Origin of the sequence: Vibrio neptunius, from assembly GCA_019339365.1 — a bacterium.
Classification (GTDB): Bacteria; Pseudomonadota; Gammaproteobacteria; order Enterobacterales; family Vibrionaceae; genus Vibrio; species Vibrio neptunius.
Genome location: CP079859.1, coordinates 1019274 through 1044912 on the forward strand (window position 1 = coordinate 1019274; position 25639 = coordinate 1044912).

The 25639-nt window shown below is 45.3% G+C and carries 23 protein-coding genes, 1 other RNA gene and 3 pseudogenes; 21 read left to right on the forward strand and 6 right to left on the reverse strand.

The window, feature by feature from the left end:
- Positions 1-81 precede the first annotated feature (81 nt).
- Both KW548_04865 and KW548_04870 read right to left on the reverse strand, forming a co-directional pair.
- Positions 82-1448, reverse strand: a pseudogene (locus KW548_04865) (DegQ family serine endoprotease).
- A 126-nt stretch (positions 1449-1574) separates the two neighbouring features.
- Positions 1575-2033 carry a DUF1043 family protein gene (locus KW548_04870; protein QXX07361.1) on the reverse strand — a complete coding sequence of 153 codons (459 nt, stop codon included), beginning with the start codon at positions 2031-2033 and terminating at the stop codon, positions 1575-1577.
- A 152-nt stretch (positions 2034-2185) separates the two neighbouring features.
- Between KW548_04870 and KW548_04875 the strand changes: the two are divergent.
- The 8 genes and pseudogenes from KW548_04875 (at position 2186) to sspB (ending at position 8513) form a co-directional block, all read left to right on the forward strand.
- Positions 2186-3291, forward strand: a pseudogene (locus tag KW548_04875) (AFG1 family ATPase).
- Positions 3292-3523: 232 nt separating this feature from the next.
- The gene (gene rplM / locus KW548_04880; protein ID QXX07362.1) at positions 3524-3952 is read left to right on the forward strand and encodes a 50S ribosomal protein L13; all 429 of its coding nucleotides are present in this window, start codon (positions 3524-3526) and stop codon (positions 3950-3952) included.
- Between the two features lie 15 nt (positions 3953-3967).
- Entirely contained in the window at positions 3968-4360 is a 393-nt protein-coding gene (gene rpsI, locus KW548_04885) for a 30S ribosomal protein S9 (GenBank protein QXX07363.1), read from the forward strand.
- 327 nt (positions 4361-4687) lie between these two features.
- Positions 4688-5281: a ubiquinol-cytochrome c reductase iron-sulfur subunit gene (petA, locus tag KW548_04890; protein ID QXX07364.1), complete on the forward strand. Its 594-nt coding sequence runs from the start codon at positions 4688-4690 to the stop codon at positions 5279-5281.
- Positions 5281-6546 carry a cytochrome bc complex cytochrome b subunit gene (locus KW548_04895; GenBank protein QXX07365.1) on the forward strand — a complete coding sequence of 422 codons (1266 nt, stop codon included), beginning with the start codon at positions 5281-5283 and terminating at the stop codon, positions 6544-6546. Before petA ends, KW548_04895 begins: the two co-directional genes overlap by 1 nt.
- The gene (locus tag KW548_04900; protein ID QXX07366.1) at positions 6543-7280 is read left to right on the forward strand and encodes a cytochrome c1; all 738 of its coding nucleotides are present in this window, start codon (positions 6543-6545) and stop codon (positions 7278-7280) included. The genes KW548_04895 and KW548_04900 overlap by 4 nt, the downstream gene beginning before the upstream one ends.
- A gap of 97 nt (positions 7281-7377) precedes the next feature.
- Entirely contained in the window at positions 7378-8013 is a 636-nt protein-coding gene (gene sspA / locus KW548_04905; GenBank protein ID QXX07367.1) for a stringent starvation protein A, read from the forward strand.
- Between the two features lie 11 nt (positions 8014-8024).
- A complete protein-coding gene (gene sspB, locus KW548_04910; GenBank protein ID QXX07368.1) occupies positions 8025-8513 on the forward strand; it encodes a ClpXP protease specificity-enhancing factor in 489 nt (162 codons plus the stop codon).
- A 53-nt stretch (positions 8514-8566) separates the two neighbouring features.
- Here the strand turns inward: sspB and KW548_04915 are convergent, their stop codons facing one another.
- The 4 genes and pseudogenes from KW548_04915 to KW548_04930 all read right to left on the reverse strand — a co-directional run bounded on the left by KW548_04915 (position 8567) and on the right by KW548_04930 (position 11901).
- On the reverse strand, positions 8567-9136 hold the full coding sequence (locus KW548_04915) for a BON domain-containing protein (protein QXX07369.1): 570 nt from the start codon (positions 9134-9136) through the stop codon (positions 8567-8569).
- Between the two features lie 3 nt (positions 9137-9139).
- A pseudogene (locus KW548_04920) lies at positions 9140-9731 on the reverse strand (phosphoheptose isomerase).
- A gap of 3 nt (positions 9732-9734) precedes the next feature.
- Positions 9735-10103, reverse strand: coding sequence for a YraN family protein (locus tag KW548_04925; protein ID QXX07370.1), 369 nt, complete (start codon positions 10101-10103; stop codon positions 9735-9737).
- Positions 10087-11901, reverse strand: coding sequence for a penicillin-binding protein activator (locus KW548_04930; protein QXX07371.1), 1815 nt, complete (start codon positions 11899-11901; stop codon positions 10087-10089). Before KW548_04930 ends, KW548_04925 begins: the two co-directional genes overlap by 17 nt.
- Before the next feature lie 63 nt (positions 11902-11964).
- Here KW548_04930 and rsmI point away from each other — a divergent pair, with 63 nt between their 5' ends.
- The 13 genes from rsmI (at position 11965) to murC (ending at position 25516) form a co-directional block, all read left to right on the forward strand.
- Entirely contained in the window at positions 11965-12828 is an 864-nt protein-coding gene (rsmI, locus tag KW548_04935; GenBank protein ID QXX07372.1) for a 16S rRNA (cytidine(1402)-2'-O)-methyltransferase, read from the forward strand.
- A 109-nt stretch (positions 12829-12937) separates the two neighbouring features.
- Positions 12938-13328, forward strand: an RNA gene (rnpB, locus tag KW548_04940) — RNase P RNA component class A.
- Positions 13329-13378: 50 nt separating this feature from the next.
- Positions 13379-13516 (forward strand): hypothetical protein, encoded by a 138-nt coding sequence (locus tag KW548_04945; GenBank protein ID QXX07373.1) that lies wholly within the window; start codon positions 13379-13381, stop codon positions 13514-13516.
- Positions 13513-14463: a 16S rRNA (cytosine(1402)-N(4))-methyltransferase RsmH gene (rsmH, locus tag KW548_04950; GenBank protein ID QXX07374.1), complete on the forward strand. Its 951-nt coding sequence runs from the start codon at positions 13513-13515 to the stop codon at positions 14461-14463. The genes KW548_04945 and rsmH overlap by 4 nt, the downstream gene beginning before the upstream one ends.
- Before the next feature lie 5 nt (positions 14464-14468).
- Positions 14469-14786, forward strand: coding sequence for a cell division protein FtsL (gene ftsL / locus KW548_04955; GenBank protein ID QXX07375.1), 318 nt, complete (start codon positions 14469-14471; stop codon positions 14784-14786).
- On the forward strand, positions 14783-16513 hold the full coding sequence (locus KW548_04960; GenBank protein ID QXX07376.1) for a peptidoglycan glycosyltransferase FtsI: 1731 nt from the start codon (positions 14783-14785) through the stop codon (positions 16511-16513). Before ftsL ends, KW548_04960 begins: the two co-directional genes overlap by 4 nt.
- 12 nt (positions 16514-16525) lie before the next feature.
- On the forward strand, positions 16526-18010 hold the full coding sequence (gene murE, locus KW548_04965; GenBank protein ID QXX07377.1) for a UDP-N-acetylmuramoyl-L-alanyl-D-glutamate--2,6-diaminopimelate ligase: 1485 nt from the start codon (positions 16526-16528) through the stop codon (positions 18008-18010).
- Positions 18007-19365, forward strand: a complete 1359-nt coding sequence (gene murF / locus KW548_04970; GenBank protein QXX07378.1) for a UDP-N-acetylmuramoyl-tripeptide--D-alanyl-D-alanine ligase — start codon at positions 18007-18009, stop codon at positions 19363-19365. Before murE ends, murF begins: the two co-directional genes overlap by 4 nt.
- Positions 19362-20444, forward strand: coding sequence for a phospho-N-acetylmuramoyl-pentapeptide-transferase (gene mraY / locus KW548_04975; protein QXX07379.1), 1083 nt, complete (start codon positions 19362-19364; stop codon positions 20442-20444). The genes murF and mraY overlap by 4 nt, the downstream gene beginning before the upstream one ends.
- 18 nt (positions 20445-20462) lie before the next feature.
- Positions 20463-21782 carry a UDP-N-acetylmuramoyl-L-alanine--D-glutamate ligase gene (gene murD / locus KW548_04980; GenBank protein ID QXX07380.1) on the forward strand — a complete coding sequence of 440 codons (1320 nt, stop codon included), beginning with the start codon at positions 20463-20465 and terminating at the stop codon, positions 21780-21782.
- A 49-nt stretch (positions 21783-21831) separates the two neighbouring features.
- Positions 21832-22995: a cell division protein FtsW gene (ftsW, locus tag KW548_04985; GenBank protein QXX07381.1), complete on the forward strand. Its 1164-nt coding sequence runs from the start codon at positions 21832-21834 to the stop codon at positions 22993-22995.
- Entirely contained in the window at positions 22982-24043 is a 1062-nt protein-coding gene (murG, locus tag KW548_04990) for an undecaprenyldiphospho-muramoylpentapeptide beta-N-acetylglucosaminyltransferase (GenBank protein QXX07382.1), read from the forward strand. Before ftsW ends, murG begins: the two co-directional genes overlap by 14 nt.
- A gap of 12 nt (positions 24044-24055) precedes the next feature.
- On the forward strand, positions 24056-25516 hold the full coding sequence (murC, locus tag KW548_04995) for a UDP-N-acetylmuramate--L-alanine ligase (GenBank protein ID QXX07383.1): 1461 nt from the start codon (positions 24056-24058) through the stop codon (positions 25514-25516).
- Positions 25517-25639: the final 123 nt, after the last annotated feature.

A 25639-nucleotide genomic window follows, 5' to 3' on the forward strand; every position in this document is an offset into this window, starting at 1 on the left:
GGCGAAAGGATAGCATTAGATGAGAAAATAATAAAAGGACGGTAGAAGATCCTACCGTCCTTTGACATGGATTTTTCGTTTTTAACGCACAACCAAATAAATCGTGCGGTCACCGCGCTGAATATTTAAAGCCAAAACACCAGGTTGTTTTTCAAGGACTTTTCTGAACTCTGCAAGGTTTTTGACACGCTTACGGTTTACACCAATGATAATGTCTCCTTTTGCAAGTTGATACGCCTCAGCTTTCGAGCCTTTTTCTACTGAAGCGACTTTTATGCCTTGGACTGAGTCACTCGATGTTGTGTTGGTTAACTCAGCACCAGAAAGCCCTTCGTGCAGTTTATCTGCTGATGCTTTCACGTTTTGTTGCTCGCCTAGGGTGACCTCAAAGTTCTCTTTTTGCCATCACGGATAATTCCGAGTGAGATCTTTTTGCCAGCACCGAGTGTTGCGACCTTAGCTCGCAGCTCACTAAATGAGTGAATCTCTTTGCCGTTGACAGAAACAATGACGTCGCCAGCTTTAATGCCTGCTTTGTCAGCAGCGCTGTCTGGAACCACTTGGCTGACAAAAGCCCCTTTACTTGATTCATAACCCAGAGCGTCCGCAAGTTCGGAAGTGATTTCTCCCCCTTGTACACCGAGCATTCCGCGCTTGACTTCACCAAACTCTAAGATTTGGTCGGTGAGGTTTGTCATCATGTTAGATGGAATGGCAAAACCTATCCCAACGTTGCCACCGTTTGGACCCAGAATCGCAGTATTGATACCAATCAGTTCACCTTTCAGATTAACCAGAGCACCACCTGAGTTGCCGCTGTTAATGGCTGCATCGGTCTGGATGAAGTTCTCGAAGTTTTCGATATTTAAACCACTTCGACCTAACGCAGAGACAATACCTGAAGTCACTGTTTGACCTAAGCCGAATGGGTTACCAATCGCGACAGCGAAGTCACCGACACGCAAAGCATCGGAATCTGCAATCTTAATTTCCGTTAAGTTTTTAGCTTTCTCAAGTTGCAGAAGAGCCACATCTGACATCTGGTCTCCGCCAACTAGCTCAGCATCGTACTCACGGCCATCATGCAGTTTAACGCGAATTTTTTCTGCGCCATTAATGACATGGTAGTTGGTGACCACATAGCCTTTTTCTGCATTAACGATAACCCCGGAGCCGAGCCCTCTAAATGGACGTTCTTGCAATTGTTCTGTTGGAAATTCAGGTCCGAAGAAGAAACGGAACTGATCGGGTATACGTTGCTTAGATACTTGAGTGCCTTCTACTGAAATACTGACCACCGCAGGGGTTACGGTTTCAAGCATTGGTGCAAGGCTAGGTAATTGTTCTCCGTCTACAGAGAGAGGGAGAGCCGCTGTAGCTTGTATGGGTGTGATGATTGAACTTAAGCTTAAAGACAGGACGGTTAAAGCAAGCAAAGGTTTTTTCATCTGATAACTCCTAGTTAAGTTAAGGCCTGAGATTCAATATTTGTTTGAAAAATAAGAAATCAATCGACACTTATGGGAGTTATGACTCAAAAACCTTTGCAAAGTTCAGCAAGAAGTGAAATAGAACTACGACGCTTTTGCAGTGACTGCCTGTGCAGAGTCGAGAACTTCTTTTTCCTCTTCTGCTAACATGCCCGTTGCTCCTGAAACGTAATCTTTAGGTGCTTCACTAAACGCCTGCGATGGTTGTTTGGGCTCAGCGGACTGTGCAGTTTGAGATTGATCCGCGACTTTTTTATTGAACGGATTGTCTTGCTCAGGAATGTTTGGCAACAGTTCTGCAGACGTTTTCGTCATATGTTGGTACAACTTAGTGTATTCCTTACCCAGTGAATCTAACATTTCGGCTGTCTGAGCAAAATGATCGGCAAGATCTTGTTTTTGTTGCTCAAGCTCGAACTTAGCAGTTTCTAAGTCTTTCTGGATGGTCTTCTGTTTTTTGTATCCCGGAGTGGAAATGCGCGAGATGATGATTCCTAAAACAGCGCCAACAAGCAAACCTACGAGGGCATAAATCCAAGGCATATTCGCTCCTTATCATTGTTATTTAACATGTTTTTTACCGGCTGGTTACACATGCTCATCGGACATGTTACTATGAGAATTCGAGACGATAAAGAAAAATGCGTGTGCTCTGCATAGCAGTTTCAATCCTTCTATAGCACGTGAGTGAAGTGATGACACCCTTAGAGATCTATACAAAAGATGTAAAAGAACATGGCTTTCAACAAGATGAAGCGCAGCTTCAAGCAGTGACAGCTTTGGATAATCTCTACCATGAATTTGTTCAATACGTAAACACCTCAGTTGAACCTGTTGCGAGGTGGAAGAGTTGGTTCGGTAAAACAGCCTCGTTACCTGTCGCCCCTAAGGGGTTGTATTTTTGGGGAGGGGTAGGGCGTGGAAAGACGTATTTAATGGATACGTTTTATGAAGCTTTGCCCTGTGAAAAAAAAAAATGCGGGTACACTTTCACCGATTTATGTATCGAGTACATGATGAGCTGAACACATTGGGAGAGGTTAATGATCCTCTGGAGTTAGTGGCGGATAAGTTTAAATCAGAAGCAGAAATTATCTGTTTTGATGAGTTTTTTGTTTCAGATATCACGGATGCAATGATTTTAGGTACTTTATTCCAAGCCTTGTTTAAGCGTGGTGTAGTGCTTGTAGCTACGTCTAATATCCCACCTCAAGATCTTTACCGAAATGGTTTACAAAGAGTACGTTTCTTACCAGCCATTGAGTTAATCAACGCTAATTGCCGGATACTGAATGTCGACAGCGGTATAGATTACCGACTAAGAACATTGGAACAAGCAGAGATTTACCATTTCCCATTAGATACGAAGGCCAACACCAACCTGTGCCATTACTTTGAACAGCTTGTTGGTGAAAACAAGCAGGGTGACAAAAGCATAGACATTAATCATCGTCAGATAGAAGTCGTGAATTCTTACGAAGGGGTATTGCACGCCACTTTTAGTCAGTTATGTCAATCGGCCAGAAGTCAGAATGACTATATTGAATTATCAAGAATTTACAATACGGTGCTACTTGCCGATGTACAACAAATGGGGAGGGCAAGCGACGACGCAGCTCGTCGTTTCATTGCGCTGGTGGACGAGTTCTATGAGCGAAACGTCAAATTGATTATCTCAGCACAAGTACCGTTAGAGGAGTTATACACTCAGGGACAATTGGAATTTGAATTCAAACGTTGCCAGTCTCGATTGATCGAAATGCAAAGTCATGATTATCTGGCGAAAGAGCATTTGGCATAAGGGGTTGGGTGTTTCTACGAGGAGTGAAAAAAAATTTAACTTTTTATCCGAAAAGAGGTGATTTTTTCAACTGACTTCTCTATAATCCTGCGACCCACCGTTACTGCAGACCAAATCCATAGCGGATCTAGGGTCGAGAGTGCCATCCACTCGAAGGGGTGATGACTGGGCTCTTAGTCAGTGGGAGCAATGCTCCTGAAGTGTAAATTTAAATTAACGGGTTATTATTAGCATGAAAACTTTCGTTGCTAAACCAGAAACTGTAAAACGCGACTGGTACGTTGTAGACGCTGAAGGTAAAACTCTTGGTCGTCTAGCAAGTGAAATTGCATCTCGCCTACGTGGCAAACATAAAGCTGAGTACACTCCACACGTTGACACTGGTGATTACATCATCGTTGTAAACGCGGAGAAAGTTACTGTAACTGGTAACAAAGCGAAAGGTAAGATTTACTACCGTCACACTGAATTCCCAGGCGGCCTAAAATCAATCAGCTTCGAGAAGCTAATTGATCGTAAGCCAGAGATGGCGATTGAACTAGCAGTTAAAGGTATGCTACCACGTGGTCCTCTAGGCCGTGCTATGTACCGTAAACTGAAAGTTTACGCTGGTGCTGAGCACAACCATGTTGCTCAACAACCACAAGTACTAGACATCTAATCGGGGATTTCGAAAATGGCAGAGAATCAATACTACGGCACTGGCCGTCGCAAAAGCTCAGCTGCACGTGTTTTCATCAAACCAGGCAGCGGCAACATCGTAATCAACAAGCGTAGCCTTGATGAGTACTTCGGTCGTCCAACTTCTCGTATGGTTGTTAAACAGCCTCTAGAGCTAGTTGAATTGACTGAGAAATTAGACCTATACGTTACTGTTAAAGGTGGCGGTATTTCTGGTCAAGCAGGTGCTATCCGTCACGGTATCACTCGCGCTCTAATGGAATACGATGAGTCTCTACGTCCTACTCTACGTGCCGCTGGTTACGTTACTCGTGACGCTCGTTGCGTTGAACGTAAGAAAGTTGGTCTACGTAAAGCACGTCGTCGTCCACAGTTCTCTAAGCGTTAATCTTTTTCGAAAAGATTGGCCTTCGGTGTTCTCACCGGAATGTGGTCTCAAAAGCCTGGCTTCTTGCCAGGCTTTTTGTTTTTCTCAGCAAAAGAATCCCTTCTCCCAGACCTGTTTCACTAACTTTTATCTGACATATTCCCCTTTTGTGACCTCATAGGCGATTTACTTCACGGTTGTTACAAAAAGGTAGCTTTATCTTGTCAAAAAGTAGGGTTTTATTTATCATTTGCCATCAAATAAATACAACTAAATTCGTATTTTGTTAGCCATGCTCTTTAAGCGGAATAATAATAATCCAAAAGGAGCAAATGGGAGAATGTTTGGATGAGCAATGCGCCTTTAAATAACGGTCGCAGACGTTTCTTGACAGCTACAACCGCGGTTGTGGGTGGTCTCGGAGCAGCTGCTGTCGCCGTTCCTTTTATTAAATCTTGGAACCCAAGTGAAAAAGCAAAAGCTGCGGGTGCCCCTGTTGAAGTTGATATCGGTAAACTTGAAGAAGGGCAGATGGTTCGTGTCGAGTGGCGTGGTAAACCTGTGTGGGTTGTCCGCCGTGCACAATCCATTGTAGACGCGCTGAAAAGTATCGACGGTCAGCTTCGTGACCCAGCATCAGGCGAAGAGCAGCAACCCACATATGCTCAAAATGCCTACCGTTCTATTAAGCCTGAGTACTTTGTTGCTGTAGGTATCTGTACCCACCTTGGTTGTTCACCTACTTATTTACCGGACAGTTTCAGTGAACAGGTTCAGGGTGTTAAATCAGGTTTCTTCTGTCCTTGTCATGGCTCCAAGTTTGATATGGCTGGTCGTGTATTCCAGGGTGTACCTGCTCCACTTAATTTGGTTGTTCCAAAGCACATGTACCTGAGTGATACTAAGATTATTATTGGTGTTGACGAAGAAGGGGAGGCATAATGCAAGCTCTACTTGATTGGGTAGAAAAACGTCTACCCGCAATGAATGCGTACAAAAAGCACCTTTCTGAGTATCCGATGCCGAAGAACTTTAACTTTTGGTATCTGTTTGGCTCACTAGCAATGCTTGTGTTGGTTAATCAGATTCTGACAGGTATCTGGCTGACAATGAACTACGTTCCATCTGGCGATGGCGCGTTTGCTTCTATCGAATACATCATGCGTGACGTAGAGTACGGTTGGCTACTCCGTTATATGCACTCAACGGGTGCTTCTGCGTTCTTCGTTGTTGTTTACCTGCACATGTTCCGTGGCTTGATCTACGGTTCATACCAGAAGCCTCGTGAACTACTGTGGATCTTCGGTATGCTTATTTTCTTAGTGTTGATGGCAGAAGCATTCATGGGCTACTTGCTACCTTGGGGACAGATGTCTTACTGGGGTGCACAGGTAATCATTTCATTGTTTGGTGCAATTCCTGTTATTGGTGATGACCTAACGCTATGGATTCGTGGTGACTACGTGATCTCAGGCGCTACCCTGAACCGTTTCTTTGCTCTGCACGTTATCGCACTTCCTATCGTGCTTCTGCTGCTTATCGTTCTGCACGTCTTGGCACTGCATGAAGTAGGTTCTAACAACCCAGACGGTATCGAAACTAAGCTACCTAAAGGTTCGATGGGCGATGACTACAAAACTCAGTTCCCATTCCATAAGGATTACACGAAGAAATACGACATCATTGACTCTATTCCTTTCCACCCTTACGGTACGGTGAAGGATATGGTTGGTGTAGCAGGTTTCCTATTCCTGTTCTGTTATGTGTTGTTCTTCAACCCAGAAATGGGTGGATACTTCCTTGAGCCGCCTAACTTTGAAGCTGCTAACCCACTGAAAACACCAGAGCACATTGCTCCAGTATGGTACTTCACACCGTTCTACGCGATTCTACGTGCGGTTCCTGATAAGTTGCTAGGTGTTATCGCAATGGGGGCATCTATTGTCGTGTTGTTTGTTCTACCATGGCTAGACCGTTGTAAAGTTCGCTCTTACCGCTACCGCAGTAAGTTCCATTTATTCAATATCATCCAGTTTACGATCAGCTTTATTGCCCTAGGTGTTCTTGGTGCGCTTCCAGCGACGCCAACATACACGCTATTAGCTCAGATCTTTAGCTTAGCTTACTTCATGTTCTTCGTCCTTCTGTACTTCTACAGTAAGAACGAAGCGACTAAGCCACTACCAGAAAGGGTGACATTCAAATGAAAAAATGGATTGTAATTTTGTTTGCAATGCTGCCTTCTCTGGCAATGGCAGCGGGCGCAAATGTACCGCTTGATAAAGCAAACAACGACCTAAGTGACCAAGCTTCACTACAAAATGGTGCCAAGCTGTTTATGAACTACTGCTTCGGGTGTCACTCAGCGCAGTACCAACGCTACGAGCGTGTTGCTCGTGATATCGGTATTCCAGTTGAGTTGCTAAAGGAAAACCTGATTTTCGACCCAAATGCGAAAGTTGGTGATCTGATGGAAAACGCCATTCCGGACAAATCAGCTGCGAAATGGTTTGGTGCAACGCCACCAGATTTGACGCTAGTTGCCCGTGTTCGTGGTTCTGACTGGCTATATACATACTTACGTTCTTTCTATGAAGACCCATCTCGTCCATTTGGAGTAAACAACATTGTTTTCCCAAGTGTCGGTATGCCGCATGTATTGGAAGAGCTTCAGGGCATTCCCAAGCCAGTTTACGATACTCAAATCGTTGATGGCGAAGAGCATAAGGTTGTAGTTGGTGTTGAAAGCGATGGTACTGGCGAGCTTAACCAAGAAGAGTATAACGATGCAGTTCGCGATCTGGTGAACTTCCTTGAGTACTCAGGTGACCCTGTGAAACTGGAGCGTCATGCTCTTGGTTGGTGGGTCATGGCATTTCTCGTTATCTTCACCATCGTGGTGGTTCTACTTAAGAAAGAGTATTGGCGTGATGTGCACTAATTGTGCTATCATGCTGTGCTAATTCCCAATTTTTATTGTTGATAATGGAGGCTTGACCTCCATTATTTTTATATCTGTAAGTGTGCTGGAGGGCTCCATGGCTGTAGCTGCCAATAAACGTTCTGTGATGACTCTATTTTCAAGTGCATCTGATATGTATAGCCATCAGGTACGTATCGTTCTAGCTGAAAAAGGGGTGAGTGTCGAAGTTGAACTCGTCGACGAAGCGAATCTTCCTGCAGAGCTGATTGAGCTAAATCCGTATAAATCAGTGCCAACCTTGGTTGATCGCGAGCTAGCGCTTTACGATTCAAAAATTATCATGGAATATCTGGACGAGCGTTTCCCGCATCCTCCATTAATGCCTGTTTACCCAGTTGCTCGTGGTAACAGTCGTTTGATGATTTATCGTATTGAGAAAAACTGGTATTCACTGGCAGAAAAAGTGGTGAAAGGCAATGCTGAAGAAGCTGAAGCTGCACGTAACAAACTACGTAACGACCTTCTGACTCTTGGCCCTGTCTTTGCAGAGTTTGAATACTTCATGAGCGAAGAGTTCAGTCTGATCGATTGTTATTTAGCTCCACTATTGTGGCGTTTGCCTCAGCTAGGTATCGAACTTGCCGGTCCTGGCTCTAAAGAGCTGAAGGTTTACATGAACCGCGTATTTGAGCGTGATTCATTCTTAGCCTCTTTGACAGAAGCTGAACGTGAAATGCGTCTGAGTCGCTAATTGGAAGCGAAATGGACATAGAAAAAATGACACCACGCCGACCATATATGCTTAGAGCATTTTATGATTGGCTGGTGGATAATGATTTGACTCCTCATCTGGTTGTTGCCGCTACCCTTCCTGGCGTTCGTGTTCCAGTTGAATTTGTTCAAGATGGACAAATTATTCTGAACATTGCTCCACGAGCAGTAGGCAACCTTGAGCTAGGTAACGAGGCAATCACTTTTAACGCTCGTTTCTCTGGCCGTCCTCATTCTGTTATTGTTCCACTGTATGCTGTCCAAGCTATCTATGCGCGTGAAAACGGTGCTGGTACTATGTTTGAGCCCGAAGAGGCATACATGAACGACTTTGATGAAGAAGTGTTTGAAGTTGAAGATTCACCAGAAGATGATTCAGGGTTATCTTTGGCTATAGAGCCTAGTAACAAAGAAGAAAACACTCCAGATGATGAGCCACCTCGACCAAAAGGTCGTCCGAGCTTAAGAGTTGTAAAGTGAAAAAAGCAGCGATACCGCTGCTTTTTTGTCTTAAATTGAGTAATAAAATAACACTAGCTTCCAGTCTTGAACGCCTTAATGACTTGCTTTACCCCTGAAATGTTTCGCGCAACATCCACTGCAATAGCCGCTTGCTCTGGAGAAACGTAGCCTAACAAAAACACTTCTTTGTCTTCAGTAATGACTTTTACTTTCACGCCACTCAGTTGGCCATTTGTTAGAAGAGCAGATTTGACCTTAGTTGTGATCCAACTGTCGTGACTTATTTGGCCAACGGACAATGGTGCTTTAATTCGAACCTGATTATGGATTTTTTCCACACCTTTAAAGTCTTTTATTGTAGCAACAAATTGATTGAGTAGATCTTGATTGCTGGCTTGGCCCATTAGTATTACGGTTCCATCATAAGAACTTGCTGTAATTCGGACTTCGCGCTGAAAAGGAGGTTTGTTCGTCAGACCGGCTACTTCAAATTCGATGTTATTGTCGTTCCACATTTCTTGAGTGGTACGAGTGTCAGTCACAACGTTAACTGTGGTGGCGGCGCCGGCAACAAACAAACCAGCACATCCAGTAGTGCTTAGCAAAATACAAGTAATAACAAAAGCTTTAAGGTGTTTCATAGCTTACTCTTCGTGCGCAGGAAATAGAACTTGATCAATAAGATCGCATAAGCAGTGGAGTGTCACCATATGCACTTCATGGATCCTTGCGGTTCTGTGAGATGGAATCCGAATCTCAACATCATTCTCACCTAACAGACCAGCCATTTCACCACCGTCTTTACCTGTGAAAGCAATTATCGTCATGTCACGTGTAACCGCCGCTTCCATAGCTTTGATGATGTTCTTACTTGTTACCACTGGTCGATATAGCCAGTAAAATGTCTCCTGCCTGGCCAAACGCTCTGACCTGCTTTGAGAAGATCTCTTCATAATGGTAATCATTGGCGACGGCAGTCAGCGTTGTATTGTCGGCAGTGAGTGCCATAGCAGGTAGACTCGGTCGTTCAGTTTCAAAACGGTTTAGGAGGCAGGATACAAATTGCTGCGCATTAGAAGACGACCCTCCATTGCCACAACATAAGATCTTGTTGCCGTTTAATAAGCTCGCTACCATTGCTTGGGCGGCGTGGGTAATTGCATCGGGCAGGGCTTCTGCTGCTGCGATTTGAATCTGAATACTTTCAGTGAAGCTGTCTTTAATGCTGTCTAGCATTGATTATCCTTGGGTTATTGCGTTTTTTATCCATTCGATTTGTTTACCTTGCTGGTGCATCGCTACCAAGTCAAATCGAAAGTCTGTGGTATGAACAGATTTCCCTTGCTTCATCAACCAGACGTTAGCTGTGTTAATGAGTTTGTTTATCTTACTTGGGGTGACCGTTTCTGCCGCATGACCATAATGTTGGCTTGCACGATAGCGTACTTCAACAAAAACTACGGTTGAGCCTTCAAGCATTATAAGATCGAGTTCACCCCCTTTGGAATGGAAGTTTCTTCCTATTGGTGATAAACCCTGACGAACCAAGTACTGCTCCGCCAGAACCTCATAATGCTTGCCACTATGACGTCTATTTAGCCACGCCATGCTCAGCCCAACTGATTTCTCGTTGCACTACGCAGTCTTCGTTGATACTCAGTACTCCGGTATTACCCTGTAAAGTATGACCCTGGACAACTTTCATTTGTGGTAATTGTTCCATGAGTAAATAGGCATCCATTCCGAGAGCTTGAAGACGTTTCTCCGCATTAGAGTCTTTCGGCCAAAGTTGTTCCATCTGAGCCTCTAGTGCTGCATTTGGCTGTATTAGAAGAGGGATGTCACTATACATGACTCCAGTTAGATCTTCATATTGTTGACGCCCGCTATTACTGCGTGAATTTGAAAACAGTTTGGGTGGTGTAGTATCTGGATTGACTGCGACTTCTATAAATGGCTTAATCAATGTTAGTTCGGAGCTACCTGCGACGATATAGACAGCATCTATATCACGACGGCTACGCGGCTGGCTTTCTAGAGGGATATTAAGTAATGATTCCATCTGCGCGATATGCTGTTGGCTTTCTTGTAAGCCAAAGACTTTATTAATATCGCGTTGAAGCTGGCGTTTGTCGCCAAACAGATTGACTGCGACTTTATCTTTACTGTAATGCTTCCATTCCTTTTCGAAAGCTTCAACAACACGTGTACCAAGCCTGCCTTGAGGGGCAAGAATCAATGGGTAGCGGTAGCCTTGAGCAAACAGGTGTTTTGCCGCTTGAGCAACTTCTTGCTCTGGTGAGAGTGCTAAATAGCAAGTGTTATTGCCTAGTTCTAGGTCATCTGGAATATTTAACGCTAAAGTAGGCAGTGGGCGTGAAAAGCTGGTTTGGGCTTGCTGTAGCTTTTCAATGTTGCTTTTGATGAGTGGGCCAACGACAAAGTCGATGTTCTTCTCTACTAAAGTCTGCTCTAGCTGCTCTGGCGTCACGGTATTGGTATCAATGACAGTCAAATTAGCGTTCTCATCGCGCTGCGTGTCGTTCATCATTTCTAAGATGAAGCCATCACGAATCAACTGAGCTTGTTTAGCGAATTTACCAGACAAAGGCAGAAGCAAGGCTGTACTGACGGGTTTTACAATATCGAGAGCGAGAATATTGCTAATCGCTTTAGGCGTGTAAACTGCTGCAGGGTGAGCCGGATTTTCTTCCAACCACTTTTCGAGAGTATTTTTAAGCTGAGGAATATTGCCGGATAATGTTTTTGTATAGATAGCTAACTGCAGCCAACCGTCCAGAACAGCTTCATCAGGCTCCGCAGAGAATTGGGTGATCTGGTACTGACTGTATTGGCTCAGGTTGTTCCACACACTTTGTGCGATAACTTCTTGCTCAGAACCTTTAACAAACTCCGCTGACTCAGTTAATGCACGAGCGGCTTCAAAGTACTGGCCTTGTTGAGAGAACAGCTTGGCACGAAGCTGGTGATAACTTTTCCACTGCTCATCGGCCAGTTTCCACGATGTTTTGAACTTAAGTGTGTTCAGTGCTTGCTCATATTGCTCTTGTTTGATTAAAGCTTCAGCATTAGCGAGCTGCCATTCTGCTTGTTGCAGATGGGAAAGGTTTTGTCTTGCTAGTCGCTTGAGTAGCAACTTAGCCTGAGCAATGTCACTTGACTCAACGGCCGCTTTCAATGCCATAACCAACCAATCGTTCTGAATACTTCCTTCACTACTGTCTGCTCGCATTAGATAAGTCTGCATAGACTGGTTTGGATCGAGCGTAATGTCTACGCTGGTTGGCGCTGAGGGGGTTGTAGAACAGGCTGCTAGTGTGACAGCGAGGGCTACAGGAGTCAGTAAGCGTGTTACACTAAGTCGCTTTTGGTTTTTTATGGCCATGAGTAATTAACTAATTCCGTATAAAATTGTGTCTATATTAATCGTTGAAGTGATGGTAAACAAATGACAGATAACAAAACCTTACCAACCGAGGTCCCAACTCTCTACATTGTTCCAACCCCAATTGGAAATTTAGGGGATATCACTCAACGTGCACTTGATGTTTTAACCGATGTCGATCTCATTGCTGCCGAAGATACTCGCCATACTGGCAAACTGTTGTCTCATTTCGGCATTCCGACAAAAACCTTTGCATTGCATGACCATAATGAACAGCAAAAAGCGCAAATGTTGGTCGAAAAGCTATTATCCGGACACTCAATTGCCTTAGTGTCTGATGCAGGAACGCCACTAATTAGTGATCCAGGGTATCATTTGGTCACCAAATGTCGTCAGGCTGGCGTTAAAGTTGTGCCACTTCCTGGTGCCTGTGCAGTTGTCACGGCGTTAAGTGCCTCTGGACTACCTTCTGATAGGTTTAGTTTCGAAGGTTTTCTGCCAGCAAAAAGTAAAGGTCGCAAAGATAAATTTCTTGAGATAGCAAAAGCTGAGCGCACTTGTATCTTTTATGAGTCCCCACATCGTATTGTGGATTCTCTGGAAGATATGTTGGAGATATTAGGCCCTGAGCGCGAAGTGGTTCTGGCTCGTGAACTGACTAAAACGTTTGAAACGATTCACGGGTTACCTTTGGGGGAGCTCGTTGAATGGGTTAAATCGGACGAGAACCAGCAAAGAGGGGAAATGGCGCTACTTATTCATGGTTATCGCTCGGCTATTGAAGATTCTCTTCCGGAAGAAGCGACTCGTACCTTGGCTATATTGACAAAAGAACTGCCTTTGAAGAAGGCTGCAGCCATGTCGGCTGAAATCTATAACTTGAAGAAAAATGCCTTATATAAATGGGGGCTAGAAAACCTCAACTGAGTCTAGAGTGAATACGTTGTCGCTCGTTTTCTAATCACTTGGTTGTTGGTTTACGGCAAATGTGTGATCTCGCTAGACACTGAGTGGCAATCTCTATACAATCCGCATCGGAGTTGACTGGGTAGTCGCTGCTTCATTGATGTCCCTAGCCTTGTGTTGGGGAGACTGATGAAGGGGAGGAAAGTCCGGGCTCCATAGAGCAGGGTGCCAGGTAACGCCTGGGAGGCGCAAGCCTACGACAAGTGCAGCAGAGAGAAGACCGCCGATGGCCTTAGGGTACAGGTAAGGGTGAAAGGGTGCGGTAAGAGCGCACCGGGCGACTGGTAACAGTTCGCTGCAAGGTAAACTCCACCCGGAGCAAGACCAAATAGGCTTCCACATTGCGTTGCTCGCGTAAGGAAGCGGGTAGGTTGCTTGAGCCAGTGAGCGATTGCTGGCCTAGACGAATGGCTACCACCGCATAAGCGGAACAGAACCCGGCTTACATGTCGGCTCCACCTATTCGAAACCCATCGTAACCTCAGCGTTATGATGGGTTTTTTGCTTTTTATTGACGAAATTAATTCTGCAAGCACTAAACTTAGCGCAATATCACGTGTTCCAGTCTGCAATGGGTGGCGATCACCCTCTAAATCAGTACACTGGAGAGTTTGAGCGCGCGGTGCGAGAGCGAGATAAAAAATCATGACCGAAGAATTTAAGCACATTTCTGTATTACTGCATGAATCTATCGATGGCTTAGCCATTAAGCCTGATGGTACCTACATTGACGGAACCTTTGGTCGTGGTGGGCACAGTCGTCAAATCCTTTCTCAGCTGGGAGAGCATGGTCGTCTTTTTAGTATCGATCGTGATCCGCAAGCCATTGAAGAAGCTCAAACGATCGATGATCCTAGATTTACGATTATTCATGGCCCTTTCTCAGGCATGGCGAAGTATGCAAAAGAGCGAGGTTTAGTTGGTCAAGTTGATGGTGTCTTGCTTGATCTTGGTGTTTCATCTCCTCAGCTCGATGATGCTGAGCGTGGTTTCAGTTTTATGAAAGATGGCCCGCTGGATATGCGCATGGATCCCACATCGGGGATCCCTGTTTCTCAGTGGCTAATGGAAGCCGATCTAGATGACATCACTTGGGTTATTCGTGAGTTTGGTGAGGATAAACATGCTCGTCGAATTGCGAAAGCGATTGTGGCTTACCGGGAAAACGAAGAAAATGAACCGCTGCTACGTACAGGTCAGCTTGCTAAGCTGATTTCCGACGCGGCGCCAAAGAGTTTTAAAGAGAAAAAACACCCAGCTACGCGTGCATTTCAGGCGTTCCGTATTTACATCAATAGTGAGCTTGAAGAAATCGATACCGCGTTAAAAGGCGCTGCTAGTATTTTAGCTGCTGAAGGCCGTCTGTCCGTGATCAGTTTCCACTCCCTTGAAGATCGCATGGTTAAGCGCTTTATTCGCAAAGAGAGCAAAGGTCCTGAAGTCCCTCATGGAATTCCAATGACAGAAGCACAAATCAAAGCCCTAGGTAGTGCTAACTTAAAGCCAATAGGCAAAGCGATTAAGCCTTCTAAGCGAGAAATTGATATCAATACTCGCTCTCGTAGCTCTGTACTGCGTATTGCGGAGAAACTCTGATAGCAATGAGTAAAGCCAAGTCAAATCTAGCTAAACTGATTGTTGTCGACCTTCTGACAGTGGGGCGAATGCCTTTGCTGGTATTGATTTTGATCTTTGCATCTGCCATGGGCGTTGTTTTCACGACACACCACACACGACAAGCCATTACCGAAAAAGATCAAGCGTTGCAGGAACGAGAAAGGCTAGACAATGAGTGGCGCAACTTGCTGATTGAAGAAACGGCGCTAGCCGAGCATAGTCGAGTGCAAGAAATTGCCAAAGATGAACTGCAAATGAAACGTCCGGACTCAGATAAAGAAGTGGTAATTGACCTCCCATGAGTAAAAGTAAAGTCACCGCTCCTACCAAGAAACCGGCGAATACAGAGAAGCCTAGCTTGATCCGTTGGCGTTTTTACTTAGTCCTATTGTTTGTTTTAGGGGCATTCTCAGCTCTGGTAGCCCGCATAGCCTACATTCAAATCGTTGAGCCTGACAATCTCATTCAGCAGGGGGATTTACGTTCTATCCGAGCGAAAACGATTCACTCTGCTCGAGGAATCATTTCTGATCGCAATGGTGAGCCTCTCGCTGTTAGTGTGCCCGTGGAGGCGGTTTGGGCTGATCCGGCAACTATTTTTAAACGTGACGGCTTTGCTAACATGGATCGTTGGTATGCTCTGGCCGATGTTCTCGGCCTTGACCGTAAAGAAATGGTCAACAAAATCCGTCGTAACAAATCCCGCCGGTTTGTCTATCTTCAACGTCAAGTTAGCCCAGCAATGGCTCACTATATCCGTGAACTGAAACTTGCAGGCGTTGGTCTGAAAGCTGAGTCCAGACGTTATTATCCGACAGGTGAAGTTAGTGCTCACTTAGTCGGTGTAACTGGTATTGATGGCCACGGATTGGAAGGTGTTGAGCGTAGCTATGATAAATGGCTGACGGGGGAAGCGGGTAAACGCATCATTCGTAAAGACCGATATGGTCGGGTAGTTGAAAACATTTCATTGGAAGAGCGAGAAGAAGGTAAACCGCTCGAGCTGACAATTGATCAACGTATTCAGGCCATTGCTTATCGTTCTATCAAGCAAGCTGTAGCTGATTACCGTGCTACCTCGGGAACAGCGGTGATATTGGATGTAAAGACCGGTGCAGTGTTGGCGATGGTCAATGCTCCTTCATACAACCCAAATAACCGTTCTGACCTTCAATCGGCCAAAATGAGAAACCGGGCCATCACTGATGCGTTTGAGCCTGGTTCAACGGTGAAACCTTTTGTTGTTTTAGCCGCGCTGGAAAACGGGGTCGCTGATAAAAATACGATCATTGATACTGGCAGTGGCATTATGCCAATTGGCGGCCAGAGAGTACGTGATACATCCAAAGTAGGAAAAGCGGATCTAACGACGATTTTGAAAAAATCGAGTAACATCGGTGTTGCTAAGCTAGCGCTCGATATGCCTTTAGAAGCCTTGCTTGGTATGTACAGTTCTATCGGGTTTGGTGAAATGTCAGGGCTGAACCTAGTGGGTGAAACATCAGGTATTTTCCCCGATCGACGTCGTTGGTCCAAATTTGAAATTGCAACTTTGGCATTTGGTTATGGTTTGACTATTACACCCCTTCAACTTGCGCATGCTTATGCCACACTGGGTAATTTCGGCAAGTATCAACCCATCCATATTATCGAAAACAACCAACAGGACCTATCCCGTCAGGTGATTGATGAGAACAATGCACATATGGTGCTGAATATGTTAGAAACCGTAACTCAGCCTGGTGGTACTGCAACCAAAGCGGCGGTGCCTGGTTATCGTGTTGCAGCAAAGACAGGTACCTCACGCAAGGCGATTGCAGGGGGATATGGTGATGAGTATTTTGCCTATACCGCAGGTGTGGCGCCTGTCAGTAATCCACGCGTAGCTCTAGTGGTAGTGGTTAATGAACCTCAAGGAGACAACTACTATGGCGGTTCCGTGGCTGGCCCCGTGTTTTCTGAGATATTAAAGGGCACACTGCAGATCCTCAATGTTGCTCCTGATGAAAACAGATTTAAAGAAGAATAAGTGAGGTGTTAGATGACCAAAGAACTCACACTGGCTAATTTGCTTGCTCCTTTGGCTGACTTGTCGCCCCAGACTGGAGGTGGCATTGTTATTGAGAGACTGGTTCTCGATAGTCGTAAAGTGGTTCCTGGTTCTACCTTTGTTGCCATTAAAGGTCATGCTGTCGATGGGCGGCAGTTTATCCACTCTGCGGTTGAGCAGGGAGCCAACGCCATTATTGCTGAAGCGGATGAGAAGGCCGTCCACGGTAAGGTGACATGGATTGGTGATGTTCCTGTGATTTACATCAAGCAGCTATCCAGCCATTTGTCTGGACTTGCTAACCGCTTTCAACCTCTTGAGCGCAATCAACTTATCGCAGTGACAGGAACTAACGGTAAAACGACCATCACTCAGTTGATTGCTCAATGGATAGAGCTGACTGGGAAAAAAGCGGCGGTATTGGGAACGACAGGCAACGGTTTTTTAGACTCGTTGAAGCCAGCCTTGAATACAACGGGCAATGCGTTAGAAGTTCAGCAAACTTTGGTGGATTTAGAAAAACAAGGTGCACAATATACCGCGATGGAGATTTCGTCTCACGGTTTGGTTCAAGACAGAGTGAAAGCGCTCAGCTTTGCGGTTGGTGTATTCTCTAATCTCAGTCGTGATCATCTCGATTACCATGGCACAATGGAAGAGTATGCACGAGCCAAGCTATCCTTGTTTACTCAACATGATTGCGCTCAGGCTGTGATCAATATTGATGACCCCATAGGGGAAAGCTGGATTAAACAGCTCGGCAATTGTATTCCGGTCTCTTTATCTCCGATTCAAAACGGTAATGGCGTATTTGCTAGCCATGTCGAATATTCTGAAGCGGGTATTTCGCTGAAATTTTCCGGTCAGTATGGTGAAGGCTGCTTTACAGTACCTTTGATTGGAGCATTTAATGCCAGCAATGTGCTGGTGGCTTTTACTGCGCTGCTATCTATGGGAATAGAAAAACAAGCGTTGATAGACACTGCCAGCCAACTTAAACCTGTCTTAGGGCGTATGGAATTGTTTCAGGCAGAGGGCAAAGCCAAAGTTGTGGTTGATTATGCACATACTCCTGACGCCTTGGAGAAAGCGCTGTCTGCGCTGAGGGTCCATTGCAAAGGGAGATTGTGGGCAATATTTGGTTGTGGCGGAGATAGAGATACTGGCAAGCGCCCGATGATGGCATCAATTGGCGAAAGTTTAGCGGATGTGGTTATTCTAACGGATGATAATCCTCGCAGCGAATCGCCGTCAGCGATAGTAAAAGATATGCTGGCGGGTATGGCTTCACCTCAAAATGCCATTGTTGAACATGATCGCTATAACGCTTTAGCTCAGGCACTAAAGCACAGCAGTGGCGACGATATTATTTTGCTCGCTGGTAAAGGCCATGAAGACTACCAAGTGATGGCTAATGAAACCATTCATTACTCTGATCGCGAATCTGCCCAACGACTTCTGGAGCTAACACTATGATTACTCTAATGCTGTCCCAACTTGTTGATGTACTGGACGCCCAACTCATCGGTGACGATACTGCTATTCAATCTGTCTCAACGGATACGAGGACGATTGAGTCAGGGTCTCTATTTGTCGCATTGGTGGGTGAACGATTTGATGCCCATGACTTTGCAGGTCAGGCTGTCACGTCTGGAGCGAGTGCGTTGTTGGTGAGCAAAGCGGTCGACGTTCAGGTGCCTCAGTTGTTGGTTGAAAACACCAAGGTTGCACTGGGTAAGCTGGGTCAGTTTGTTCATCAAGTGTGTCAAACGCCAACTGTAGCGATTACAGGAAGCTGCGGCAAAACGACAGTCAAAGAAATGGTCGCCAGTATTATGAGCCAGCAAGGCCAAGTGCTGTATACCGCTGGCAACTTTAACAATGATATCGGTGTTCCACTAACTTTGCTGCGTTCTCAACCGGAAGATGACTTTGCCGTCATTGAATTGGGTGCCAACCATATTGGAGAGATTGCTTACACGACACAACTGGTTAGCCCAGATGTCGCATTGGTGAATAACGTTGCAGCTGCGCACTTGGAAGGTTTCGGCTCAATGGATGGCGTTAAACGTGCTAAAGGTGAAATTTATCAGGGGCTTAAACCAGGTTCTGTCGCTATTGTAAACCTAGATAGCCATGGTGGAGATTACTGGCGAGAAGTACTGTCTGACAAAACGGTGAAGACATTTTCACTGTGTGATAACAGTGCGGAATATAAAGCGCGTAATGTAACAATGAATGTGAATGGTGAGGCATCCTTTACCGTTGAGGCACCGGATACATCATTTGATGTCAAGCTGGGGATGATCGGTCAGCACAATGTAGCAAATGCACTCGCAGCAGTAGCTTTATCAATAGAGCTGGGGGCAACATCAGAGATGATCTCATCAGGTCTAGCCAACTTATCAAAAGTGAAAGGTCGAGTTGAAACGATTGAGCTAAGCGATAGCATAAGGCTGATTGATGATAGTTATAACGCCAGCGTCCCTGCTATGAAAGCAGCTGCAGATCTATTAAATAGCTTCGACGGCATACGGTGGTTGATTTTGGGCAATATGGCGGAGTTAGGTGATGAAAGTCTTGCACTTCACCGCCAAGTCGGTGAACATGCGGCCCCATTTAAATTTGAATATGTGCTTACTTACGGTGCTGATACTCAAGCGATCAGCGATGTGTGCAAGGGTAAGCACTTTGATACTCATGACAGCATGATTGAGTTTATTGAGCAGCAGCTCAACCTGAATACTGGCTCTCAGACATTACTGGTTAAAGGAGCAAACAGTGCAGGCATGAGCAAGATCGCGGCTGCTTTGAAGGAGATGTATACATGATCATTTGGCTTGCAGAGCTCCTACAGCCATACTTTTCATTCTTCCGTTTGTTCGAATACTTATCGTTTCGGGCTATCATAAGTGTGTTGACTGCGTTAGGCATATCACTTTGGATGGGGCCGCTCATGATTCGCCGTTTACAGATGCTTCAAATTGGTCAGGTCGTGCGCAACGAAGGTCCAGAGTCTCACTTCAGTAAACGTGGGACCCCGACAATGGGGGGAATCATGATCCTGACTGCCATAGTGACGACGGTTTTACTTTGGACTGATCTCTCTAATCCATACGTTTGGGCGGTGCTGGCTGTTCTGATTGGCTATGGTGCTATCGGTTTTGTCGATGATTACCGAAAAGTTGTGCGTAAAAATACCGATGGACTTATTGCGCGCTGGAAATACTTTTGGCAATCGGCTATTGCATTGGTTGTTGCCTTCAGCTTGTATGCGTATGGAAATGAAACTTCGGCGACTCAACTGGTTGTGCCTTTCTTCAAAGACATCATGCCTCAACTTGGCCTGATGTACATTGTTTTGACTTACTTCGTTATTGTTGGCACTAGTAATGCCGTTAACTTGACCGACGGTCTTGATGGCTTAGCCATTATGCCTACAGTCTTGGTCGCAGCAGGCTTTGCCGCGATTGCTTGGGCTACTGGCAATGTTAACTTCGCCAATTACCTCCATATTCCTCACGTTCCTCACGCTTCTGAGCTGGTGGTCGTTTGTACGGCAATAGTCGGTGCAGGGTTAGGTTTTTTATGGTTTAACACGTATCCAGCCCAAGTCTTTATGGGCGATGTTGGTTCACTGGCACTAGGTGGTGCACTGGGCACAATTGCAGTGCTTGTTCGCCAAGAGTTTGTGTTAGTTATCATGGGAGGGGTATTTGTCATGGAAACTCTGTCGGTGATTCTTCAAGTTGGTTCCTACAAGTTACGTGGTCAGCGTATTTTCCGTATGGCTCCAATTCATCATCACTACGAGCTTAAGGGCTGGCCCGAACCACGTGTTATTGTACGCTTCTGGATCATTTCTATCGTTCTGGTCCTTGTAGGTTTAGCAACACTCAAAGTACGTTAGGGAAATCAGAATTTGACTATGGATCGTTGGCAGAACATAGAGAGTGTTGTCGTTGTGGGGCTCGGTATTACTGGGCTCTCGGTTGTTAAATACTTGGTAAAATTACCTTACTATTTAACCATTCGCGTCATCGATACACGCGATAACCCACCGGGTAGTGAAGCGCTACCTGAGGGAGTTGAACTTCATTCTGGTGGTTGGAACTTGGACTGGTTGATGGCAGCCGATTTGATCGTCGCCAATCCTGGTATTGCGCTGACCAATCCAGAAATTCAACATGCTATAGACTCTAATATTCGCGTAGTTGGTGATATAGAGCTGTTCGCTTGGCAGGTAGATAAGCCAGTTTTGGCAATAACAGGCTCAAACGGTAAGAGCACTGTGACCGATTTGACGGGTGTGGTCGCCAATGCCGCGGGAGTAAAAACTGCCATTGGCGGTAATATTGGTGTACCTGCGTTGGACTTGCTTGAGCAAGAAGCCGAATTGTATGTGCTTGAGTTATCCAGTTTTCAGTTGGAAACAACATCTAGCCTAAGTCTTAAAGCGGCGGCCTTCTTAAATCTGTCTGAGGATCATATGGATCGCTATGACGGTATGGAAGACTATCGTCAGGCTAAACTTCGCATTTTTGATAATGCTCAGGCATGTATTGTCAATGCAGATGATCTCGCTACCTATCCAGACAAGGATCATGCCCCTCTCGTCGAATTTAGCCTAGAAAAAAATTGCGAGTTCCATATCAAAGTCGTGGATGGAAGAGAGTACTTGTGTCACCAAAATGTAAAAATATTGGCGTCTGATGAGCTTAACCTAGTGGGAAGACACAATTTAGCTAATGCATTAGTTGTCTTTGCCTTACTCGAACAAGCCGGTATTGCTATTTCTCTCGGAATAGATGCACTTAGGACTTACAGCGGCCTGACACATCGATGTCAGGTAGTCATGGATAATCAGGGTGTTAAGTGGGTCAACGATTCCAAAGCTACCAACTTAGCAAGTACATTGGCAGCACTTTCCGGTTTAACTCTCTCTGGCAGACTGTATTTGTTAGTCGGTGGTGACGGAAAAGGGGCGGATTTTTCTGAATTAGCGTCAGTATTGAGTCCATTGAACGTTCAGCTATGTTGTTTTGGAGCTGACGGCGATAAGTTTCTGCCGTTACATCCAGACGCCAAACGATTTGAGACTCTTGAAGAGATTGTAAAATGGGTCAGCTTACAGGTCGAGCCAGGAGATATGGTTATGTTGTCTCCTGCATGTGCGAGCTTTGATCAGTTTAAGAATTTTATGGCACGTGGTGAGGCTTTTGCTGCCCTCGCTAAGCAATATGCTTAATTGAACCGACTGGAATGCAGATAAGACACTTATTTTCGACTACCAAACTGTGGATGACAACCTCGTCTCCAGAGGCCTTTTTGACCGTCAATTGGTGTGGATCTCTTTAGGTTTGATGTTAACTGGTTTAGTGATGGTGACTTCAGCCTCATTCCCGATCAGCTCACGTTTAACAGATCAACCGTTCCATTTTATGTTTCGCCATGCTGTCTTTTTGCTACTGGCATTGTCTACAGCTAGCGTCATTTTGCAGGTGCCGCTGAGAAAATGGTCTCAGTACAGTTCTGTGTTGCTTGGGCTATCTTTCTTTCTGTTAGTGGTTGTACTCGTGGCGGGTAAATCGGTTAATGGTGCTTCCCGCTGGATACCCCTGGGGCTGTTTAACCTTCAACCAGCTGAGATTGCCAAGCTGTCTCTGTTTATCTATATGTCCGATTACTTAGTCCGCAAACACGAAGAAGTTCGATCCAGCTTTTTTGGTGGTTTTATCAAACCCATTATAGTGTTTGGCACCCTTGCAAGTTTGCTGTTGCTTCAACCGGATCTTGGTACTGTCATTGTAATGCTTGTTACCTTGTTTGGTATGCTTTTTATTGCTGGGGCAAAGCTCACTCAGTTTTTGGCACTGATGGTCGTAGGGATTGTCTCTGTTGTTGGACTTATTTTAGTCGAGCCTTATCGAATGCGTCGTGTGACGTCATTTCTTGATCCTTGGGAAGATCCGTTTGGTAGTGGTTACCAGCTAACTCAGTCACTGATGGCGTTTGGTCGAGGTGAATGGTTTGGTCAGGGGCTGGGTAATTCGATTCAGAAGTTAGAGTATTTGCCAGAAGCACACACAGATTTTGTATTTGCAGTACTAGCTGAAGAATTGGGTTTTGTTGGTGTAGTACTGGTTTTAATGCTGATTTTTAGTCTGGTGGTTAAAGCGATTCTGATAGGCCGTAAAGCCTTTGAACACGATTTATTGTTTGGAGGTTACTTAGCGTTTGGAATCGGAATTTGGTTCGCTTTTCAGACTTTGGTTAATGTTGGCGCTGCGGCTGGTATGGTACCAACGAAAGGCCTGACGTTACCCTTGATTAGTTACGGTGGTTCCAGTCTGATTATAATGTCGACAGCCGTCGCGATATTGCTCCGTATAGATCATGAATGTCGATTGATCGCATTGCATAGCGAGCAGCAACAGAAAGAAGAAAATGAAAGAGAATAAACGATTAATGGTGATGGCCGGAGGCACTGGTGGTCACGTTTTTCCTGGATTGGCTGTCGCGAAGAAGCTTCAGCAGCAAGGATGGGAAATTCGTTGGCTTGGAACGGCCGATCGTATGGAAGCGGAACTGGTACCTAAGCACGGTATTGATATTGACTTTATTAAAGTCAAAGGATTACGTGGTCAGGGACTGAGTAGACTTATCAAAGCGCCTTTTCAAATTGCGAATGCTATACTGCAAGCAAAGAAACATATGCAACGATGGCAGCCTGATGCTGTGCTTGGAATGGGCGGATACGTTAGCGGTCCAGGTGGTATTGCGGCTAAGATATTAGGAATACCGGTTATTCTGCATGAGCAAAATGCGGTGGCAGGACTCACTAACCAGTGGCTATCGCGCATTGCATCTAAGGTTTTTCAAGCATTTCCAGGGGCTTTCCCAAATGCTGAGGTGGTCGGTAATCCTGTTCGCGAGGATGTGGTAGCATTGCCCTGCCCACAACAGAGAATGATGGAGCGCGATGGGAAAATCCGTATCCTAGTGATGGGTGGGAGCCAAGGCGCGAAAATCCTCAATACTACAATGCCGGAAGTCATGTCTAGGTTAGGCTCTAAGTATGAAATTCGCCATCAGGCAGGTAGAAATAATCACTTAGAAGTGTCTGCGGCATACCAAGCTTTTAATGTTGAAAATGCTCAGGCAATAGAATTCATTGATGATGTTGCACAAGCTTATGCATGGGCAGATTTGTTAGTGTGTCGCTCGGGAGCTCTGACGGTTTCCGAAGTGTCGGCTGCTGGAGTCGGCGCTGTGTTTATTCCATTTATGCACAAAGACAGGCAGCAAGCATTGAACGCCGATCACTTAGTTGAATGTGGTGCAGCAAAAATGATTGAGCAACCTGACCTCACCATCGAAAAATTAACTGAACAAATTCACCAGTTGGATCGCACGAAGCTACTTGAGATGGCACAAAGTGCCCGAACTGCTGCCAAGTTAGATGCCGATACCAAAGTCGCTGAAGCTATCATTGCGCTCGCGAATTAAAGAGAAATATTCATGACAATTCAACATACCCAAGATTTAGCGCAAATTCGAGCCATGGTACCAGAAATGCGCCGTGTCAAATGTATTCATTTTATCGGTATCGGTGGCGCAGGAATGAGTGGGATCGCTGAGGTTCTCCTCAATGAAGGTTATCAAATTACTGGTTCTGACTTAGCTGAAAACCCTGTCACTGAGCGACTTGCTAAAAAAGGTGCGACGATTTTTATTGGTCATACTGAAGATAACGTTCAGCAAGCAAGTGTTGTCGTTGTCTCGACCGCTATCAATGAAGAAAATCCTGAGATTAAAGCAGCAAGAACAGCGCGGATACCTGTTGTGCGCCGTGCGGAAATGTTGGCGGAACTTATGCGTTTCCGTCACGGTATTGCCGTGGCTGGTACTCATGGTAAAACCACGACGACTGCACTGGTTACTCAAATTTATTCTGAAGCAGGCCTCGATCCTACCTTTGTCAACGGGGGCTTAGTTAAGAGCGCTGGCACGAATGCACGTCTTGGTTCGAGTCGTATCCTAATCGCTGAAGCGGACGAAAGCGATGCGTCTTTTCTTCATCTTCAACCTATGGTGAGTATCGTAACCAATATCGAAGCCGATCATATGGATACCTACGGCGGAGACTTTGAAACTCTAAAGCAAACATTCATCGATTTTCTTCACAATTTGCCTTTTTATGGGCAAGCGATTGTGTGTATTGATGATCCGGTAGTTCGAGATTTGATCCCGAGAATGAGTCGACAAGTCATCACTTATGGCTTTTCTGAAGACGCAGATGTTCGTATTGAAAACTACCGCCAGGAAGGCCAGCAGGGACAATTTACCGTGGTGCGTAAAGGGCGTGTAAATCTGGATATTACACTGAATATTCCTGGCCGCCACAATGCACTTAATGCTTCTGCGGCGATTGCCGTTGCGACGGAAGATGATATAGACGATAAAGCTATCTTACGTGCTATGGCCGGAACGCAAGGAACAGGACGCCGCTTTGAACACCTTGGCGAGTTTGATACAGGCAATGGCAGCGCTATGTTGGTGGATGACTATGGTCATCACCCGACCGAAGTAGATGTCACAATTCATGCTGCTCGCAATGGCTGGCAAGACAAGCGTTTGGTGATGATCTTTCAACCCCATCGTTATAGTCGAACGCGGGATTTGTACGATGATTTTGCTAATGTGCTAGAGCAAGTCGATGTTCTTTTGATGCTCGACGTTTACTCTGCCGGTGAGAAACCAATTGCTGGAGCTGACAGTCGTGACTTATGCCGCACTATTCGTAGTAGAGGTAAAATTGACCCCATTTTTGTCTCAGATAGTTACACTTTACCCTCTGTTTTAGCGAATGTTTTGCAAGATGGTGACTTGGTACTAACGCAAGGTGCTGGAGATATTGGCAAAGTAGCCAAGCAGCTAGCTGCTTTTGAATTAAGTATCGATAAGATGCAAATGGCATGATTTAAATATGAGATTTCGATTAATTCGATTAATTAATGCAATTAAAGTGCGATTTCTCAATTTCAGTGTTTGATACTTTCAATGACGCCAGTATAATCCGAAGGTTAAAGTAATTGCTTTTGC

Bases quoted from the DNA above. Each gene is read 5' to 3' on its own strand.
- rsmH (QXX07374.1), top strand. From the start codon at position 13,513: ATGACCGAAGAATTTAAGCACATTTCTGTATTACTGCATGAATCTATC.
- rplM (QXX07362.1), top strand. From the start codon at position 3,524: ATGAAAACTTTCGTTGCTAAACCAGAAACTGTAAAACGCGACTGGTAC.
- rsmI (QXX07372.1), top strand. From the start codon at position 11,965: ATGACAGATAACAAAACCTTACCAACCGAGGTCCCAACTCTCTACATT.
- KW548_04895 (QXX07365.1), top strand. From the start codon at position 5,281: ATGCAAGCTCTACTTGATTGGGTAGAAAAACGTCTACCCGCAATGAAT.
- KW548_04900 (QXX07366.1), top strand. From the start codon at position 6,543: ATGAAAAAATGGATTGTAATTTTGTTTGCAATGCTGCCTTCTCTGGCA.
- murC (QXX07383.1), top strand. From the start codon at position 24,056: ATGACAATTCAACATACCCAAGATTTAGCGCAAATTCGAGCCATGGTA.
- murF (QXX07378.1), top strand. From the start codon at position 18,007: ATGATTACTCTAATGCTGTCCCAACTTGTTGATGTACTGGACGCCCAA.
- sspA (QXX07367.1), top strand. From the start codon at position 7,378: ATGGCTGTAGCTGCCAATAAACGTTCTGTGATGACTCTATTTTCAAGT.
- petA (QXX07364.1), top strand. From the start codon at position 4,688: ATGAGCAATGCGCCTTTAAATAACGGTCGCAGACGTTTCTTGACAGCT.
- KW548_04870 (QXX07361.1), bottom strand. From the start codon at position 2,033: ATGCCTTGGATTTATGCCCTCGTAGGTTTGCTTGTTGGCGCTGTTTTA.
- murD (QXX07380.1), top strand. From the start codon at position 20,463: ATGGATCGTTGGCAGAACATAGAGAGTGTTGTCGTTGTGGGGCTCGGT.
- sspB (QXX07368.1), top strand. From the start codon at position 8,025: ATGGACATAGAAAAAATGACACCACGCCGACCATATATGCTTAGAGCA.
- KW548_04915 (QXX07369.1), bottom strand. From the start codon at position 9,136: ATGAAACACCTTAAAGCTTTTGTTATTACTTGTATTTTGCTAAGCACT.
- KW548_04930 (QXX07371.1), bottom strand. From the start codon at position 11,901: ATGGCCATAAAAAACCAAAAGCGACTTAGTGTAACACGCTTACTGACT.
- mraY (QXX07379.1), top strand. From the start codon at position 19,362: ATGATCATTTGGCTTGCAGAGCTCCTACAGCCATACTTTTCATTCTTC.
- KW548_04960 (QXX07376.1), top strand. From the start codon at position 14,783: ATGAGTAAAAGTAAAGTCACCGCTCCTACCAAGAAACCGGCGAATACA.
- murG (QXX07382.1), top strand. From the start codon at position 22,982: ATGAAAGAGAATAAACGATTAATGGTGATGGCCGGAGGCACTGGTGGT.
- murE (QXX07377.1), top strand. From the start codon at position 16,526: ATGACCAAAGAACTCACACTGGCTAATTTGCTTGCTCCTTTGGCTGAC.
- ftsL (QXX07375.1), top strand. From the start codon at position 14,469: ATGAGTAAAGCCAAGTCAAATCTAGCTAAACTGATTGTTGTCGACCTT.
- KW548_04925 (QXX07370.1), bottom strand. From the start codon at position 10,103: ATGGCGTGGCTAAATAGACGTCATAGTGGCAAGCATTATGAGGTTCTG.
- rpsI (QXX07363.1), top strand. From the start codon at position 3,968: ATGGCAGAGAATCAATACTACGGCACTGGCCGTCGCAAAAGCTCAGCT.